Consider the following 16,359-nt stretch of genomic DNA (forward strand, 5'->3'; position numbering starts at 1 on the left):
CGGAGCCGAGGTTCGCGCGGATTGGCACCAATCCGGCCGGGTCGCCGCGCCGAATGCCTTCCGTGCACCACACCACGGGACAACGCATCGCTGTCATCGGCAGCGGGGTCGCCGGCCTCACCGCCGCGTACCTGCTGCAGCGCCGCTACGAGGTTCTGCTGTTCGAGGCCGACGACCGGCTCGGCGGCCACGCCCACACCCACGACGTGCCGAGCGCGCACGGCGGGACGGTCGCCGTCGACTCCGGGTTCCTCGTCCACAACGAGCGCACCTACCCGACGCTGCTGCGGCTGTTCGGCGAACTCGGCGTCCGCACCCGCGAGACCGAGATGTCGATGAGCATCCGCTGCGACGGCTGCGGTCTGCAGTACGCCGGGGCGAAAGGCGTGCGCGGGTTGTTCGCGCAACGGAGCAATGCCGCGTCCACGCGCTACCTGCTCATGCTGGCGGAAGTGAAGCGGTTCCACCGGCACGCCGCACGACTGCTGGCGCGCCCCGAGGCCGGCGACGTGCCGCTCGGCGCGTTCCTGGCGATCGGCGGGTATTCACGGTATTTCGTGGACCATTTCGTGCTGCCGCTCGTGTCGACCGTGTGGTCCGCCGATCGCACCGACACCATGCAGTATCCGGCGCGGTACCTGTTCGAATTCCTGCGCAACCACGGAATGCTCAGCGTGCGGAATTCGCCGACGTGGCGGACGGTTGTCGGCGGTTCGCGGGAGTACGTCGAGCGGGCGGCCAAGCAGTTGACCGCGGTGCATTTGTCCACTCCGGTTCGCGCGGTGCGGCGGACCGCGCGCGGCGTCGAGGTGCGCGACGATGCCGACACGGCGCACCGGGTCGACCGAGTCGTGGTCGCGACGCACGCGGACCAAGCGTTGCGACTGTTGCCGGATCCCACTGCGGCCGAACAGAAGCTGCTCGGTGCTTTCCGCTACTCGCGCAACGAGGCTTGGCTGCACACCGATCCCGCCGTGCTGCCGACCGTGCCGGGTGCCCGGTCCTCCTGGAATTACCGGACCCCCGGCTGCGGGGCGGATCTGCGCGCTGTCCAAGTCACGTACGACCTGAATCGCTTGATGGGCCTCGACGAAGCGACGACGTACGCCGTCACCCTCAATCCAAGCGTCGGCCTCGATCCGGACGCGGTGGTCGCGAAAATGTCCTACGAGCATCCGGTTTACACGCCGGAATCCGTTGCCGCGCAGCGGAACCTGGCGGAGTTGAACGACGGCGTCCTCGCCTACGCCGGTGCTTATCAAGGCTGGGGATTCCACGAGGACGGCTGTTCCTCCGGCGTCCGCGCCGCGGCCAGTTTCGGGGTGACCTGGTGACCGCTCTCTACGACGCCACCGTCGCGCACGTCCGGCGGGCCGACCCGCCGTACTCCTTCGCGCACCGGATGTACCTGTGGCGGACCGAGCTCGACGACCTGCCGCGGCTGCCGTGGTGGCTCCGGCCGTTCGCGCGCTTCGACGGCCGCGACCACTTCGGCCGGGACGAACCCGGCGACATCCGGTCCAAACTGGACGCTTGGCTCGCGCACCGAGGGGTGGACTTGCGCGGCGGGCCGGTGACGATGCTCGCGTCGGCGCGCGTTCTCGGGTACGTGTTCAATCCGATCACGGTCTACTGGTGCCACACGCCGGACGGCGCGCTCGCCTGCGTGGTCGCCGAGGTGCACAACACCTACGGCGGCCGGCACGCCTACCTGCTCCGGCCCGGTGACGAGCTCCGGACGGAGAAGGAGTTCTACGTGTCGCCGTTCCAGGAGATGGCGGGGGAGTACCGGATGCACCTGCCGCGGCCGGACGCGCTGCTGGCGTTGACCGTCGTCCTGCAGCACGACGGAGACGCCGCCCTGACCGCTACGCTGCGAGGAGTCCGCCGTCCGGTCGGGATCCGCACGCTCGCGCGCTTCCTGCTGGGCAGGCCGCTGCAGCCGCAGCGCGTCGCCGCGCTGATCCGCCGCCACGGACTCGCGCTGTGGCGGCGCAAGGCCCCGCTCGCCGCCCGGACCGGACAGAACACGGCAGGAGCCCTCCATGGATGAGAGCGCACGCCCGGCGGACCGGCTCTCGGCGGTGCCGCCGACGAGTGCCGAGGATTTGATGGCGCTGGTCGCGAAGGGAGACGAACGCGCCTTCGAACGGCTCTACGATCAGCTCGCCGGTCCTGTCTACGGGCTCGTCCGCCGTATCGTGCGGGACCCCGCGCAGTCCGAGGAGGTCGCGCAGGAGGTGCTCGTGGAGCTGTGGAAGACCGCGACGCGCTATTCGCCGGGGAAAGGCAGCGTCTTGAACTGGGCGATGACTCTCGCGCACCGCCGCGCGGTCGACCGGGTGCGGTCGGCACGGGCAAGCACCGAACGCGAGCGGAAAGCGACTTTCGAGGCCGCGCGCGGGCGGCCGTTCGACGAGGTCGCCGAATCCGTCGCGACCCGGCTGGAACGCTCGCAGGTGCGGCGCTGCCTGAAGACGCTGACCGAATTGCAGCGGGAATCCGTCCTCCTGGCCTACTACCAGGGCTATACCTATCGCGAGGTCGCCGACGTGCTGGACACGCCGCAGGGGACGGTCAAGACCAGACTGCGCGACGGGTTGATCCGGTTGCGCGACTGCCTGGGGGTGACGGCGTGAGCAGTCCGGAGATGCACACGTTGGCCGGCGCGTACGCGCTCGACGCGCTGTCGGAGGTCGAGCGGGCCCAGTTCCGCCGTCACCTCGAACAGTGCGAAGCCTGCGCGCAGGAAGTACGGGAACTGAGCGAGACCGCGGCCCGGCTCGGCGCGGCGATGGACGAGCAGCCGCCGTCCGGTCTCAAGGACCGGGTGCTGGCGGAGATGCGCACGACGCGCCAGTTGCCGCCGCGGACCGGCGCCGCGGAACCGCGTCCGCGCGGACCGCGTCGCTGGCCGATGCTGATCGCCGCCGCGGCGGCCGTCATCGGGCTCGCCCTGGCCGGCGTGTTCGGCGGGATCGCGCTGCACACCAGCAGCCAGCTGAACAGCGCACAGTCCGAATTGGACGCCGCGCGCGACCGCTACGCGCCGGTGGCCGAGCTGCTCGCCGCGCCGGACAGCCAGACGTCGCACGTCGCGTCGCCGCGCGGAGGCGGCGGGACCGTGGTGGTTTCGCGGAAGCTGGACCGCGTGATGTTCATGCAGTCCGGGCTGCCGCCGGTGCTGTCCGGGCAGGTGTACGAGGCGTGGCTGATGGGCCCGGAGCTCGCGCCGCGTCCGGCCGGTCTGCTGCCGGGCGGACCGTCGGGTTCGCTGGTGGTGGCGGACGGATTGGCCGGTGCGCAGCAGTTCGCGGTGAGCGTGGAGCAGGCGGGCGGGTCGCCGTCGGGGAAGCCGTCGAAGGACGTGGTCCTGGTCGCTTCGGTGCCCGCATAGCAGACCGCGCGCCGGGCCTCGCGGCGGGTTCCGGCCTTGCGCGCGGCTTCGCGTTGTGGCAAAACACCTTTGCCGCTCACGGCGTGGCTACTGGATTAGAGCTTGCGCGGCGCCTACCGTCCTGCCTTGACGCCGGTGGTTGACATAACTCTCACTCTCGGGTTGAGGTTGAGGGTTTCCGGCCCCGGCGGGCGGCATGTGCACATCACGATCAGGAAGGCGGACCCGATGACGCCCCCGCACAACTACCTTGCGGTGATCAAGGTCGTCGGCATCGGCGGCGGCGGCGTGAACGCCGTGAACCGGATGATCGAGGTCGGCCTCAAGGGTGTCGAGTTCATCGCGGTGAACACCGACGCGCAGGCACTGCTCATGTCCGACGCCGACGTCAAGCTCGACATCGGCCGGGAACTCACCCGCGGACTCGGCGCCGGAGCCGCCCCCGAGGTGGGGCAGAAGGCGGCCGAGGACCACCGCGAGGAAATCGAAGAGGTCATCAAGGGCGCCGACATGGTGTTCGTGACCGCGGGCGAGGGCGGCGGCACCGGCACCGGCGGCGCGCCGGTCGTCGCGCAGATCGCCCGCAAGCTCGGCGCGCTCACGATCGGCGTGGTGACCCGCCCGTTCACCTTCGAGGGCAAACGCCGCGGCAAGCAGGCCGAGGACGGCATCCAGCAGCTGCGCAACGAGTGCGACACGCTGATCGTGATCCCGAACGACCGGCTGCTGCAGCTCGGCGACATCGGCGTGTCCTTGATGGACGCGTTCCGCTCCGCCGACGAGGTGCTGCTCTCCGGTGTCCAGGGCATCACCGACCTGATCACCACGCCGGGTCTGATCAACCTGGACTTCGCCGACGTCAAGAGCGTCATGTCCGGCGCGGGCTCCGCGCTGATGGGCATCGGCTCCGCGCGCGGGGAGGGACGGGCGATACAGGCGGCGGAGAAGGCGATCAACTCGCCGCTGCTGGAAGCGTCGATGGACGGGGCGCACGGCGCGCTGCTGTCCATCGCGGGCGGATCGGACCTCGGGCTGTTCGAGATCAACGAGGCCGCGTCGCTCGTGCAGGAATCGGCGCACCCGGACGCGAACATCATCTTCGGCACGATCATCGACGACTCCCTCGGCGACGAGGTCCGCGTCACGGTGATCGCGGCCGGCTTCGACGCGGGCGCGCCCACCCACAAGAAGCTCGACCCGCCCGCGTTCGGCGGCAAACAGGGCAACGGCACCGCGTCCGCCGCGGCGAGCCAGGTCGGCGGCGGTTCGGCCGCGCAGACCCCGCCGCAGACCGGAGCCACTCCGGTGCCGCCTGCGGGCAGCTCCGGCTACCCGGTCGCACCGCCGCGGACCCCGCCCTCAGGCCTGCCGCAGCCGGGCACCGGCACCCCGCCGGGCGGCCTTCCCCAGCCGGGCGGCGGCTCGCGGGGGTATTCGCCGATCGGCTCCGGTTCCGCGACGGGCGGTCTGCCGAGCCGCCCGACGACGGTGCACGACGACCCGACCGACGACGACGTCGACGTGCCCCCGTTCATGCGGCGGTAAGCAAGGACTCGCGAGCAACGGCCGCCCCGATCTGTCCGGGGCGGCCGTTGCCGTGTCCGGACCTTCGTGGGTGTTGGCGCCGGTTCTGACCGGGACCGCCGCTCACGAGGGCCCGCACCATGCGCAGCGGCAGAGGCGTGCGGCCGGGCTGGCGTCGTGAGTGGCGATGCCGGTTCTCGCCGGGACCGCCGCTCGCGACGCCGTCTGGCGGTGCGGAACCTCGGGACTTCCAGGGGTCTCGTGCGCAATGGCTCCGGCGAGAACCGGGACCGCCGCTCGCGAGACTCGCCTCAGCGGCCGCCGCGGTTTTTGGCAGGATGGCGGGGTGCGAGTACGACGAGTGGTCACGACCAGGGCGGGCGGGGCTTCCCGGCCGCCGTACGAGAGTTTCAACCTCGGCGACCACGTCGGCGACGACGCGGGCGACGTCTACGCCAACCGCAAGCGGCTGGCGTCCGAACTCGGTCTCGCCGAGGACAAGCTGGCCTGGATGGAGCAGGTGCACGGCCGCACCGCGACCGTCGTGGACGGCACCGAGACCGCCGCGGCCGAAGCGACCGACGCGCTGGTGACCGACCGTCCGGGCGTCGCGCTCGTGGTGCTGGTCGCGGACTGCGTCCCGGTGCTCATGGCGGATCCGGAAGCGGGCGTCGTCGCCGCGGTGCACGCGGGCCGGGTCGGCGCGCGCGTCGGCGTGGTTCCCGCCGCGCTGGAGGCGATGCGCGATCTCGGCGCCGAACCGGGCCGCGTCGAGGCGTTGCTTGGCCCGGCCATTTGCGGCGACTGCTACGAGGTCCCGGCCGCGATGGCCGCGGACGTCGAGAAACACCTGCCCGGCAGCGCGTGCAAAACGCGCAAGGGCACGACCGGTCTGGACCTGCGCGCCGGGCTCTGGCAGCAGCTGGCCGACCTCGGCGTCGGACGCGTCGGCGCGGATCCGCGCTGCACGGCGGAGGACAAGACGTTGTTCAGCTTCCGCCGCGACGGCACCACCGGCCGCATCGCCGGCATCACCTGGCTTGAAGAGGAGAAAGCGTGACCGAGGACCCGGCAGAGAAGCGGCGGGCGGAGCTGGCGGCGGCGCTGGCCGCGGTCGAGGAACGCATCGCGAACGCGTGCGCCGAGGCCGGCCGTTCCCGCGACGAGGTGCGGTTGCTGGGCGTCACCAAGACCTTCCCGGCGAGCGACGCCGCGCTGCTGACCGATCTCGGGCTGATGAACCTCGCCGAGAACCGCGACCAGGAAGCCGGTCCGAAGGCGGCCGAGGTCGCGCAGCTGCGCCCGGACGCCGCGCCGCGCTGGCACATGGTCGGGCGGCTGCAGCGGAACAAGGCGCGTTCGGTCGTGCGCTGGGCGGCCGAGGTGCAGTCGGTCGATTCGGCGCGGCTCGCCGACGCGCTCGCCCGCGCGGTCGCCGCCGCGCAGGAGGCGGGGGAGCGGACCGGACCGCTCGACGTCCTGGTCCAGGTGAGCCTCGACGGCGACGTCGCGCGCGGCGGGACCCCGCTCGAGGAGCTCGACGCCCTCGCCGACCGCATCGCCCACACGGGGGAGCTGCGACTGCGAGGCGTGATGGCGGTGGCCCCGTTAGGGGAGGACCCGGGCACTGCTTTTGCCCGCCTGTCCCACGCAGCGGAAAGAGTCCGCGCCCGGCATCCCGAAGCGGCTGACGTGTCCGCCGGAATGAGCCATGATCTGGACCAGGCGATCCGGCACGGCTCGACGTGTGTGCGTGTCGGAACCGCGTTGCTCGGCGGGCGCGGTTTAGCCTCGCCGTAGGGAGTCCGCCCGGTGGTCACGTTTCGTGTCCGGCCGGGCGGGGCACAACGGTGCGGGAGCGGCAAGGGCTAGGGAGAGGCTATGAGCGCGCTGCAGAAGCTGAAGGCCTACTTCGGGATGGTGCCCGCGGACGAAGACGGCTACGACGACGGTTACGACGACTACGACGACGGCTACGACCAGCCGCCGGCGCGGTCCCGGGCGCGCTACCGCGACGTCGAAGAGGCTTACGACGAACCGGCCGCGCGCGTGCGGTCCCGGTCGATGGCGGCCGAGCCGGCGACGCACGGCGCGCTCGCCGTGGACCGCCAGCCGGAGCCGGTCGCCCGGCTGCGCCCGGTCGCCGAACCGGTCGCCGCGCCGGCGAGGGACCCGCTCAGCCGGATCACCACGCTGCACCCGACGAGCTACATCGAGGCGCGGGCGATCGGCGAGCACTACCGCGAGGGCATCCCGGTGATCATCAACCTCACCGAGATGGACAACGCGGACGCCAAGCGGATCGTGGACTTCGCGGCGGGCCTGGCGTTCGCCGTGCGGGGGTCGATGGACAAGGTCACCAACAAGGTGTTCCTTCTCTCACCGCCCGACGTGGACGTGACCGCCGAGGACCGCAGGCGGATCGCCGAGGGCGGATTGTTCCTGCGCGGGTGAACGGGAACGGACCGCTGGGCGCAGCCAGACGTGATTTTGTCGACTATGTCGCCCTCAGGGCGACTGGTCGCGCCCAATCCGGCCGTCCCCCGCTAGAGTGGTCGCCGTGAATGCTGTGTGGCTTGCGATCTGGTACGTGCTGTTTGCCTTCTGGCTGCTGCTCACGGCCCGGATCGTGGTCGAGCTCGTGCGGACTTTCGCACGGGAATGGCGTCCCGCCGGAGGGGTTGCGGTGACGCTCGAGACCATCTACACAGTGACCGACCCGCCGGTGCGGTTGTTCCGCAGGATCATTCCGATGGTCCGGATCGGCGGCGTAGGACTGGACTTGTCGATTATGGTGCTGCTGTTGGTTGTGTTCTTCGCGATGCAACTGACACCCAGGTGATCGGGGAAAACCCGGGTGTGTCCTGCAGGCCATGGAGTGCGTGAGGTGATCTGATGTCGTTGACCCCCGCTGACGTGCATAACGTCGCGTTCAGCAAGCCGCCCATCGGCAAGAGGGGCTACAACGAGGACGAGGTGGACGCGTTCCTCGACCTGGTGGAGACCGAGCTTGCCCGGTTGATCGAGGACAACAACGAGCTGCGCCAGCAGGTCGAGCAGCTCGACTCCGAGCTCGAGTCGACCCGCTCGGAGCTCGAGAACGCGAAGGTCGCCGGCCCGCCGCCGGGCCGCGACCCCGAGCCGTCGCGGCGGCTCGCCCCGGTTCCGCCGCCCGCTTCGGCGATGGAGCAGACCCAGGCGCACTCGATGGTCCCCGACAGCGGCGAGCCGAACGTCCAGGCCGCCAAGGTGCTCGGCCTGGCGCAGGAGATGGCCGACCGGCTCACCGCCGAGGCGAAGACCGAGTCCGACGGGATGCTGGCGGAGGCGCGGACCAAGTCCGAGCAGCTGCTGTCCGACGCCCGGGCGAAGTCCGACTCGATGGTGAACGAGGCGCGCACCCGCGCCGAGACGATGCTGAACGACGCGCGCACGCGCGCCGAGACGCTGGAGCGCCAGGCGCGCGACAAGGCGACCACCATGGAACGCGAGTCGCAGCGCAAGTACACCGAGACGATGAACAACCTGAACGCCGAAAAGGGCGCTCTGGGCAAGAAGATCGAAGAACTCCGCACGATCGAGCGCGAATACCGCACCCGGCTGCGCGGATTCCTCGAGTCCCAGCTGCGCGAGCTCGACGACCGCGGCTCCGCGGCCCCGGCGTCGGCCTCTTCCGGTTCGAGCCAGTCCTCGACCGGCAGCAGCGGTCAGGGCTACTCGTTCGGCCCGCGCGCCGAGGCCGGCTGACCCACCGCCGTACGCACCCCGCCGGAAGACCTTCCGACCCGGCGGGGTTTCGGCGTGTCCGGGTCCGGTTCCCGCCACGGTGGGGCATCGGCGGAGCACGCCGCGTGGGCGGGTCGCGCCCGGTTGGCGGGCCGCGCGTGTTGTAATTCAGCGTGCTCTACATCGTCCTCCTTCTGGTGCTGGCGGCTCTCGGGCTGCTCGTCACGGCGCTCATCACGGGCACCTCGCTGTGGGCCTGGGTTTCCATCGGCCTTTCCGTGCTCGCCGGGCTCCTTCTGCTCGTCGACTGGCTGCGCCGCCGCAAGCGCGCGGACCGCGCCTCGGACGCCGAGGAGTCCGAGGAGTCCGAGGACTCCGAAGCCGCCGATTCGGATGCGGCGGAGGCGAAGGACGAAGCGGTCCCGGCCGAGGAGGACGCCGAGCAGACCGCGCTGATCCCGGCGACGGGCGAGCTGGGCGATCCGGCGGACGTGCCGGAACCGGAGCTCGAGAAGCCCGCCGCGGAAGCCGAGCCCCAGTCCGAGGCGAAGGCGGTGCGCGACACGCCGCCCGGCGTCGAGGAGACCGCGCCGGAGGACCTCGAGGTGGTCAAGGAGCTCGAGGACGAGGTCGTGGTCGTCGACGAGTACCCGCGCTACCACCTGGTGGACTGCGGCTGGCTGTCCGGTCGCGACACCATCCCGATCGGCGTCGGCGAGGCACGCCAGCTCGGCTTCACGCCGTGCGCGCGGTGCGGTCCGGACGCTGTGCTGGCCGCGGCGCATCGCTGACGCCGAGCACCTCTTCAAGTACCTTCGCGCCGCTTTCGGTGAGCTGAACGGCTCGGTGCGCCTTCGCGCGTGACCGCAGCCAGCCCGCGTCCATGAACCGTCGCGTCACCGCCGCGCCCAAGGCTCCGGCCAGGTGATGGCGCTGCTCTGTCCAATCCAGACAGAACCGCAGCAGCGGGCGACGGCTCTCCGCAGCCGCTTCGACATCCACCCCTAACGCGGCGAACACATCGTCGGCAGCGGGCCCCAGCACGTACGGATGTTCTTGCAGCTGCGAGGAAATCCGGTCTCCGGGTCGCCGCTGCGTCGTCGGGTCACCGTCCACAGTGGCCAGCGCGCCGCGGTCGAGCAAGGCGGCCGTGACGGTGACGCCGAGTCGTCCGGCGACGTGGTCGTAGCACAATCTCGCGGTGCGCAAGGCTTCCGCGCGCGTGCCTTCCCGCAGCGAGCGAACCGGGCGCGCGGGGGAGTGCCGGGCGAGTGCTTCCAGCAGTTCCGGGGCGGCGCCGGCGATGCGGTAGAACCGGTGCCGGCCGGACTTTTCCGCCGTCACCAGCCCAGCCGCCAGCAGTTTCGACAGGTGCGCGCTCACGCCCTGCGCGGTCAGACCCGCTTCGCCGGCCAGCACGGACGCGGCCAGCGACCGGCCGTCCGCGAGGGCCATCAGCACGCGGACCCGCGCCGGATCGGCGAACAGGGCGGCGGTGCGCGCGATGTCGGCGTCTCCTTCCATGCCTCCAGCATGCCCCCGGCACACTTCCACCGCGACGGAAGCGCTCCCGGTGTCTGCTGGACCCATGCGCACCGCGATCTTGTTCACCATGTGCGCCGGGATGTTCCTGGTGCAGCTCGACGTCACTGTCGTCAACGTCGCCCTCCCCACCCTCGGCAGCGAACTGCACGCGGACGTCCCGCAGTTGCAGTGGGTGGTGGTCGGCTATTCGGTCGTGCTCGCCGCGTTGCTGCTGACCGGGGGAGCGCTCGGCGACGTCCTCGGGCACCGCGGCGTGGTGCTGACCGGGCTGGGCGTTTTCGGGGCCGCGTCGGCGGCGTGCGGGCTCGCGCAGTCGGCGGGTTGGCTGGTCGCGGCCCGGGCGGTGCAAGGGGTCGGAGCGGCGTTGTTGCTGCCGGGCACGATGGCCGTGATCTCCGGGGCGTTCCCCGGCCGTACCGAACGCGCCCGGGCGCTGGGGATCTGGGCCGGGATTTCGGCGCTCGCCCTGCCAGCCGGACCGTTGCTGGGCGGGATTCTCGTGCAGACGGCCGGATGGCGGCCGGTGTTCTGGCTGAACGTCCCGATAGTCGCCGCGGCGGCCGTCGCGACCCGGCGGCTGGTGCCGCGAGACGTGCGGAAACCGGGCCGCGTGGACGTTCCCGGCGCGGCGACCGCGGCGTTGGCGCTCGGCTCCGCGGTGTACGCGGTGATCGCGGGGACGCCATGGGTCGGTTTGCTCGCGGTGGCGGCGGCCGTGGCGTTCGTGGTGGTGGAACGGCGTTCTGTGGCCCCGATGCTGCCGTTGCCGCTGCTGCGGTCCCGGCAGGCGGCAGGCGCGAACCTGGTGTCCGCCGCGATGAACTTCGTCGGCCTGGGTTCAGTGCTGGTGTTCACGCTGTACTTGCAGGATGTGCTCCACGCGGACCCGATCGCCGCGGCCGCGGCGCTGCTGCCGATGTTCGTCCCGATGGTGCTGCTCGGCCCGGTCTCCGGACGGCTCACCGCGAGGTTCGGCCCGCGCCCGCAGATCGTGACCGGGCTCCTCCTCGGCGCGGCGGCGATGCTGAACCTGCTGCGCATCGGCCCCGGCACCGGGTACTGGACGCTGCTGCCGACGTTGTTCGTGCTCAGCATCGGAATGGGACTGCTGACCGCCGCCGTGGTGACCGCCGCGGTCGCCGACGCGCCGGACGAGCGGGCAGGCATCGCGGGCGGAATCAACAACGCGGCGCGGCAGGCAGGTGGTGCGCTTGGTGTGGCGGTTTTCGGTGCGGTGGCAGGGGAACCGGGGGCGCGGGGGTCGTTTGTGCATGGCTTGCACTTGCTGGGGTTTGTTTCGGGCGGGTTGTGGGTTGTGGCTGCGGTGTTGGCGGTGGTGACGGTGCAGCGGCGGGTTCGCGGGAAGCGGCTTGAGCCGACGGGGTGAGCTGAGGCAGGGAGAGGAGTCCGGCGAGAGCACCTTCCGCCGGGCCTGCGAGAAGACCCGTGGGCTCAGCGGCTGTGGGGCTCACGGCATCGGCCGGGAGAAAGCCCGGCGAGAGCGCACCCTCCGCCGGGCTCACGGGAGAACCCGTGGGCCCGGCGAAAGGCTTTACTCCGCGCCGAGATTCGCCAGGATGTATTCGAGCCGTTCGATCTGTTCCGTCGCTTCCGGCGGCAGGCCTTCGATCGCGGCCTGCGTCGCGGCGCGGGCTTCGGCGGGGCGGCCCAGGTCGACCAGCAGCCGGGCGCGCAGGCCCGCGGCGATCGCGGCTTCGGTGGTCGCGTCGAGGGCCAGGAACAGTTCGACGGCCGCGGTCGCCCGGGGCAGCGCTTGCTCAGGCCGCTCTGCGGCACCCAGCAGTTTGCCGCCGTTCAAGGCGACCATGGCTCGTTCCCAGCGGATCGGCGGCTCGTCGCCGTCGAGGTCCGCGGCGCTCTTTTCCGCTTCTGCCAGCACCGAAAGCGCCTGATCCGTTTCCGTCGCCCACTGCCATGACAGCGCTGCCTGACGGAGGTTGCGCACGGCGTCGACCGGGAGTTCCGCCGCCGTGTAGTACTCCGCTGCGCGCCCGTAGGACGAGGCGGCCTCGGCGTCGCGGTCGAGTTCGTCGAGGAGGTCGCCGATGGTCTCGGCCGCTTGCCCGGCGGCGGGCTGGTTGCCCGCGGCGGCGAAGTGCCCGAGCACCTGCTCCAGCAAAATCAGCGCCGGATCCGGCTGGTTGAGGGCGCGGTGCGCTCCGGCGAGCAGGTAGCGCGCCCGGGCCAGTTCGTCCTCGTCGCCGCCCTGCTCCAGGACCTCGATCGCGGCCTCGGCGGCGTCGGCTGCGGTCAGCGGGTCCCCGGCGCGTTCGGCCGCGGACGCCAGTCCGAGCTGGGCGAGCGCGGCGCCGGACAGGTCCCCGGCTTCGACCAGGTCGGCGACCTCGCCGCGGTAGTGGGCCACCGCCTCCTCCCGCAGGTCGAGGTCGGACGCGAGCAAGCCGAGCGTGTGCCGCACCTGGGCGCGCAGGCCCGGGGAGGCGGCGGACTCGGCAGGCCGCACCGTGGCGTAGGCCGTCTCGAGTTCGCCGCTCGCGGCGGCCATCCGTCCGGCGATGAGCCGCGCCCACGCCTCCTGCTCGGCCAACCCGGCTTCGGCGAACAGGTCCACCGCGCGTCCGGCCGGTTCCCGCGCCTCGTCCAGCCGGCCGCTGCGTGCGGTGAGTTCGCCGCGCAGCAGCAAAAGCCGGGCGGTCAGCTCAGCGGGAACCTCGGTGGCGGCGGCTTCGGCACGGCCGAGAATCTCGAGCGCGGCGTCGAGGTCGTCGTTCCCGGAAAGCGCCAGGGACCACCGCAGCAGCGCGCGGACGTGCTGTTCTACGTCGCCGAGCCCGGCGAGCGCCTCGGCCGTGCCGGCGAGGGCGGCGAGAGCGGATTCGGGCTCGCCCAGCTGGTAACGGGCGAGCCCGGCCTTGCTCGCCGCGGTGTGCCGGGCGACCTCGTCGCCTTCGGCCGCGAACAGTTCGGCCGCGCGCAGCCAATCCCGCACGGCGGCCTCGGGGTCGGTGTCCACGACCGCGGTCGCGGATCCGGACAGCCGCCGGGCGAGCAGCGACCCCGCCGGTTCCGGGCACAGTTCGTCGAACTTCGCCCACGCGGCTTCGGCGGCCTCGTAAGCGCTGAGCCGGGAGTGCTGGTCGGCGAGATCGGCCAGCTCTTCGGGAGTGTCCGGAAGGGACGGTGCGACGGGCGTCCGCGGCGGGGAAACCGGACGCGGACTGGTCAAGGACAGCGGGAGGTGGTCCACGATCGGCTCGGCGGCGAGGACGTCGCGGATCAGGTCGCTCTGCTCGCTGGTGCCGTTCCGGGCGTCGAAGCGGGCCGCGATGCCCAGTGCGCGCCCGGAAAGCTCGTCGTGCAGTGCCTGGACGGAAATCTCGCCGTCGGTACGGCGCACCGTCGTGCCGCCGTGCCCGGAATCGGCGACCAGGCGCAGGTTGAGCGCGGCGGCGGCGCAGAACTCCATCTCGACGTCCGGAGAGGGCGCGTCGGCGAGCCAGCCGAGATGCCGTTCGAGGATTTCAAGCCCGCGCACGTGGTTGCCAGTGAGCGCGCAGAACCGGAGGTGGCGGGGGAGGAGATCCAGGTCCAGCCGGTTGTGCCGGATCGTGCGGTACACCTGCCGGTGGGCTCGCGCGGCCTCCTCCAGCCGTCCGGTGCGGACAAACGGGAGCAGCAGCGAGGAGAGGATCCCGTTCGGCTGCTCGCTGCAGGTGAACGTGCCGCCGAGGACCGGTTCGGCGACCTCGATCGCCTCCTCGAACCGGCCGTAGCGGCTCAGGTGGGCGACCTTGCCGGACGGTTCGCAGCCGACGCAGTCCGACATCTCGCCGCGCGGGGCCGCGGCCCAGAGCCGGTACTGCTCGACAGCCGTTTCGTGGTCGCCGACGTGCCGCGCCACGATCTGCCGGTGCTGGTGCACCGGGTTCATCGCGTACCCGGCCGCCCGGTACCGGCGCTCCATGTCGTCGAGCACGGCGTAGGTGCGGTCCAGCGGCACCTCGGGAAAGTCGGTCAGCGACGTGACGATGGACTTGAACGACCAGAAGAGGATGTAGTCCCACCGCTCGTTGCCCTCGCCCTGGTCGTGCTTGGCGAGGCACCAGGCGAACGGCACGAACGACTTCGCCGGCTCGCCGCCGTGCGTGTACGCGCGGACGAGCGAGAGCCGGGCGGCGTACTGCAGGTCCGGCAGGCGCTCGGCGTCGGCGGTGCGGACCAGGCTCTCCGTCGCGGCGATCTGGCCCTTGCCGAACGGAAGGGCCCGGGCCGACCCCAGCCGGTTCCACAGGTTCTCTTCGGTCGGTGCGGTCATCAGTTCTCCCGGTTCGGGACGGCGTGGTCGAGAAGGCTGAGGAAGGCCCGGTTGAGCAGCGCGGAGTCGGCGGGCCGGATCGGGTGCTTGCCGAGCAGCAGCGCCTGGCCGTAGAGGGATTCGACGGCCAGCGCGGTCAGTTCCGCGTTCTCGAGCCGGGAAACGCGCCGCACCAACGGGTTCCGGTAGTTGAGCACGAGCTGCGGGCGATCCCGTTCCGGCTTCTCGAAGGCCGAGAGCACCCCGGCCCACAGCTCGTCGACGGCCTCCTTGGTCGCGCGCAGTTCGCCGGCGAACGAGGCGGCGCGGTCGACGAGATAGAGCACCGGGAGCGACGCGGGCTCGAATTCGCGCAGCACGACCTCGCAGCCGAGCCGGTCGACGCAGCGTTGCGCGGCCGCGACGAACGGCCGGACCGCCAGCGCGGTGTCCGGGGCGAGATCGGCGAAGGCGGTGGTGAGGTCGCTCGGGTCGAGCCGGTCGACGCGCACCCCCGGTTCGAGCGCGCCGACGCGTTCGACGAGTTCGCTGTCGTAGGTGTAGCCGCCGTTGATCACCGGCAGGTTCTGCGCGGCGGCGACCCCGGCCAGCTGGTCGAATTCGTCGGCGGTCGCGCAGTAGCGGAGCACGCCGTGGCGCGAGCGGAACTCGGCGAGCGTCATCCGGCCGACGTTCGTTTCCAGCGGCCACCACTCGTCGACCAGCCGCAGCATGTCGTCGTCGTGCAGCGCGAGCGCTTTGACGCCGAGGTGGTGGATCTTCAGGAACTGGTTCAGCCGCCGCGGGCTGGTCGCCGAGAGCCCGACGAGCCAGCCGCGCAGCTGCTCGCCGAGCGCTTCGCGGGTCGCGGCGAGCTGGTCGTCGTCGTAGAGCGCCTCGCGGCTCGCGGTGGGCCGCAGCTCGCCGGTGTCCACGACGCAGCGGGCGAAGAACGCCCAGTCCGGCAGCAGCCCGGGCGCGTTCTCCGCGAGCAGCATCCGCTTGAGGTACACGCGATGCCCGGCGCGCTCGGCCGGGTTCGCCGGGAACGGCAGCACGTAGGCGACGCCGGTGAGCCAGGCCTCCGGCACGTCGAGGTCGACGACGTCGAACGGAGTGAAGCCGAGGACCTCCTGCGCGTAGCCGACGAGGTCCGCGGAGCGGTGCCCGGGGGAGCGCTCGTCGGCCTGCCACGGGATGCCGGCGCCGCTGATCGCCTTGCCGTTGACGGTGATTTCGAACGGCAGCATCGAGCCGTACAGCGTCGCGAGATCGGCGACCGTCTCCGGCACGAACCACTGCTCGGCGCCGCGGCGCGCGGTGAGGGTGACGGTGGTGCCGATCGTGTCCCGTTCGCCGGGCCCGACGGCGTAGGTGCCGTCCGCGCGGCCGGTCCACGAGACCGCGGGAGCGCCGCTCGCGGAACGCGTGACGACGCGGGTCTCGTCGGCGACCAGGAAGGCCGACAGCAGCCCGATCCCGAACTGGCCGAGGAAATCCCGCCGTCCGTAGCCGAGTTCGTCCCGTTTGGAGCTGCGGCCGATCGTCGCGAGCAGTTCGTGCACCTGCGCCTCGGACAGGCCGATGCCGGTGTCGGTGATCCGCAGCGTCCCGTCGCCGGCTTCGATCGCGATCTCCGCGGGCGCCGAAGCGTCGGCCGCCCGGCGCGCGGTGACCGCGTCGACGGCGTTCTGGAGCAGTTCGCGCACGTAGACGCGGGGACTGGAATAGAGGTGCTGGCTCAGCAGGTCGACGACCCCGCGAAGATCCACCTGAAAACTACGGTTCACCCGTGCTCGACTCCTGTGCTGTGGCCGGAAGGAAGATCTGCCCGGCACATCCGCCGCGCACGCCCGGTCGTTACCGTATCGGCGGAACCCGGTGCCGGACA

The 16,359-nt window shown here is 71.7% G+C and carries 15 protein-coding genes; 12 read left to right on the forward strand and 3 right to left on the reverse strand.

The window, feature by feature from the left end:
- Nucleotides 1–53 precede the first annotated feature (53 nt).
- From WA670_RS38990 to WA670_RS39040, 11 genes are all read left to right on the forward strand, one after another.
- The gene (locus tag WA670_RS38990; RefSeq protein ID WP_037812429.1) at nucleotides 54–1,334 is read left to right on the forward strand and encodes an NAD(P)/FAD-dependent oxidoreductase; all 1,281 of its coding nucleotides are present in this window, start codon (nucleotides 54–56) and stop codon (nucleotides 1,332–1,334) included.
- A complete protein-coding gene (locus tag WA670_RS38995) occupies nucleotides 1,328–2,053 on the forward strand; it encodes a DUF1365 domain-containing protein (RefSeq protein ID WP_238608301.1) in 726 nt (241 codons plus the stop codon). The genes WA670_RS38990 and WA670_RS38995 overlap by 7 nt, the downstream gene beginning before the upstream one ends.
- Nucleotides 2,046–2,639 carry an ECF RNA polymerase sigma factor SigK gene (sigK, locus tag WA670_RS39000; protein ID WP_037812427.1) on the forward strand — a complete coding sequence of 198 codons (594 nt, stop codon included), beginning with the start codon at nucleotides 2,046–2,048 and terminating at the stop codon, nucleotides 2,637–2,639. Before WA670_RS38995 ends, sigK begins: the two co-directional genes overlap by 8 nt.
- On the forward strand, nucleotides 2,636–3,397 hold the full coding sequence (locus tag WA670_RS39005) for an anti-sigma factor (protein ID WP_336161120.1): 762 nt from the start codon (nucleotides 2,636–2,638) through the stop codon (nucleotides 3,395–3,397). Before sigK ends, WA670_RS39005 begins: the two co-directional genes overlap by 4 nt.
- A 228-nt stretch (nucleotides 3,398–3,625) precedes the next feature.
- A complete protein-coding gene (gene ftsZ, locus WA670_RS39010; protein ID WP_336161121.1) occupies nucleotides 3,626–4,942 on the forward strand; it encodes a cell division protein FtsZ in 1,317 nt (438 codons plus the stop codon).
- A gap of 325 nt (nucleotides 4,943–5,267) precedes the next feature.
- Nucleotides 5,268–5,981 carry a peptidoglycan editing factor PgeF gene (gene pgeF, locus WA670_RS39015; RefSeq protein ID WP_043838484.1) on the forward strand — a complete coding sequence of 238 codons (714 nt, stop codon included), beginning with the start codon at nucleotides 5,268–5,270 and terminating at the stop codon, nucleotides 5,979–5,981.
- Nucleotides 5,978–6,721 (forward strand): YggS family pyridoxal phosphate-dependent enzyme, encoded by a 744-nt coding sequence (locus tag WA670_RS39020; protein ID WP_336161122.1) that lies wholly within the window; start codon nucleotides 5,978–5,980, stop codon nucleotides 6,719–6,721. Before pgeF ends, WA670_RS39020 begins: the two co-directional genes overlap by 4 nt.
- Before the next feature lie 81 nt (nucleotides 6,722–6,802).
- Complete coding sequence (locus tag WA670_RS39025) at nucleotides 6,803–7,375, forward strand: cell division protein SepF (protein WP_037812419.1); 573 nt, start codon at nucleotides 6,803–6,805, stop codon at nucleotides 7,373–7,375.
- 115 nt (nucleotides 7,376–7,490) lie between these two features.
- Complete coding sequence (locus WA670_RS39030; protein WP_037367937.1) at nucleotides 7,491–7,763, forward strand: YggT family protein; 273 nt, start codon at nucleotides 7,491–7,493, stop codon at nucleotides 7,761–7,763.
- 53 nt (nucleotides 7,764–7,816) lie between these two features.
- Nucleotides 7,817–8,668 carry a DivIVA-like cell division protein Wag31 gene (wag31, locus tag WA670_RS39035; RefSeq protein ID WP_037812417.1) on the forward strand — a complete coding sequence of 284 codons (852 nt, stop codon included), beginning with the start codon at nucleotides 7,817–7,819 and terminating at the stop codon, nucleotides 8,666–8,668.
- Nucleotides 8,669–8,820: 152 nt separating this feature from the next.
- A complete protein-coding gene (locus tag WA670_RS39040; protein WP_275295603.1) occupies nucleotides 8,821–9,438 on the forward strand; it encodes a hypothetical protein in 618 nt (205 codons plus the stop codon).
- On the opposite strand, the gene WA670_RS39045 is transcribed toward WA670_RS39040, so the two are convergent.
- Complete coding sequence (locus WA670_RS39045; protein ID WP_134728585.1) at nucleotides 9,383–10,171, reverse strand: ArsR/SmtB family transcription factor; 789 nt, start codon at nucleotides 10,169–10,171, stop codon at nucleotides 9,383–9,385. The genes WA670_RS39040 and WA670_RS39045 overlap by 56 nt on opposite strands.
- Before the next feature lie 64 nt (nucleotides 10,172–10,235).
- Here WA670_RS39045 and WA670_RS39050 point away from each other — a divergent pair, with 64 nt between their 5' ends.
- A complete protein-coding gene (locus WA670_RS39050; RefSeq protein ID WP_134728586.1) occupies nucleotides 10,236–11,579 on the forward strand; it encodes an MFS transporter in 1,344 nt (447 codons plus the stop codon).
- Nucleotides 11,580–11,744: 165 nt separating this feature from the next.
- Here WA670_RS39050 and WA670_RS39055 read toward each other — a convergent pair whose 3' ends face one another.
- Nucleotides 11,745–14,489 (reverse strand): hypothetical protein, encoded by a 2,745-nt coding sequence (locus WA670_RS39055; protein WP_336161123.1) that lies wholly within the window; start codon nucleotides 14,487–14,489, stop codon nucleotides 11,745–11,747.
- A complete protein-coding gene (locus WA670_RS39060; RefSeq protein WP_336161124.1) occupies nucleotides 14,489–16,258 on the reverse strand; it encodes an HSP90 family protein in 1,770 nt (589 codons plus the stop codon). The genes WA670_RS39055 and WA670_RS39060 overlap by 1 nt, the downstream gene beginning before the upstream one ends.
- Nucleotides 16,259–16,359 lie beyond the last annotated feature (101 nt).

The organism is Amycolatopsis sp. VC5-11, from assembly GCF_037034185.1.
Lineage (GTDB): Bacteria > Actinomycetota > Actinomycetes > Mycobacteriales > Pseudonocardiaceae > Amycolatopsis > Amycolatopsis nivea.

Excerpts from the sequence above, each read along its gene's own strand:
- WA670_RS38990 (WP_037812429.1), top strand. The coding sequence starts at position 54 with ATGCCTTCCGTGCACCACACCACGGGACAACGCATCGCTGTCATCGGC.
- ftsZ (WP_336161121.1), top strand. The coding sequence starts at position 3,626 with ATGACGCCCCCGCACAACTACCTTGCGGTGATCAAGGTCGTCGGCATC.
- WA670_RS39025 (WP_037812419.1), top strand. The coding sequence starts at position 6,803 with ATGAGCGCGCTGCAGAAGCTGAAGGCCTACTTCGGGATGGTGCCCGCG.
- WA670_RS39050 (WP_134728586.1), top strand. The coding sequence starts at position 10,236 with ATGCGCACCGCGATCTTGTTCACCATGTGCGCCGGGATGTTCCTGGTG.
- wag31 (WP_037812417.1), top strand. The coding sequence starts at position 7,817 with ATGTCGTTGACCCCCGCTGACGTGCATAACGTCGCGTTCAGCAAGCCG.
- WA670_RS39045 (WP_134728585.1), bottom strand. The coding sequence starts at position 10,171 with ATGGAAGGAGACGCCGACATCGCGCGCACCGCCGCCCTGTTCGCCGAT.
- WA670_RS39055 (WP_336161123.1), bottom strand. The coding sequence starts at position 14,489 with ATGACCGCACCGACCGAAGAGAACCTGTGGAACCGGCTGGGGTCGGCC.
- sigK (WP_037812427.1), top strand. The coding sequence starts at position 2,046 with ATGGATGAGAGCGCACGCCCGGCGGACCGGCTCTCGGCGGTGCCGCCG.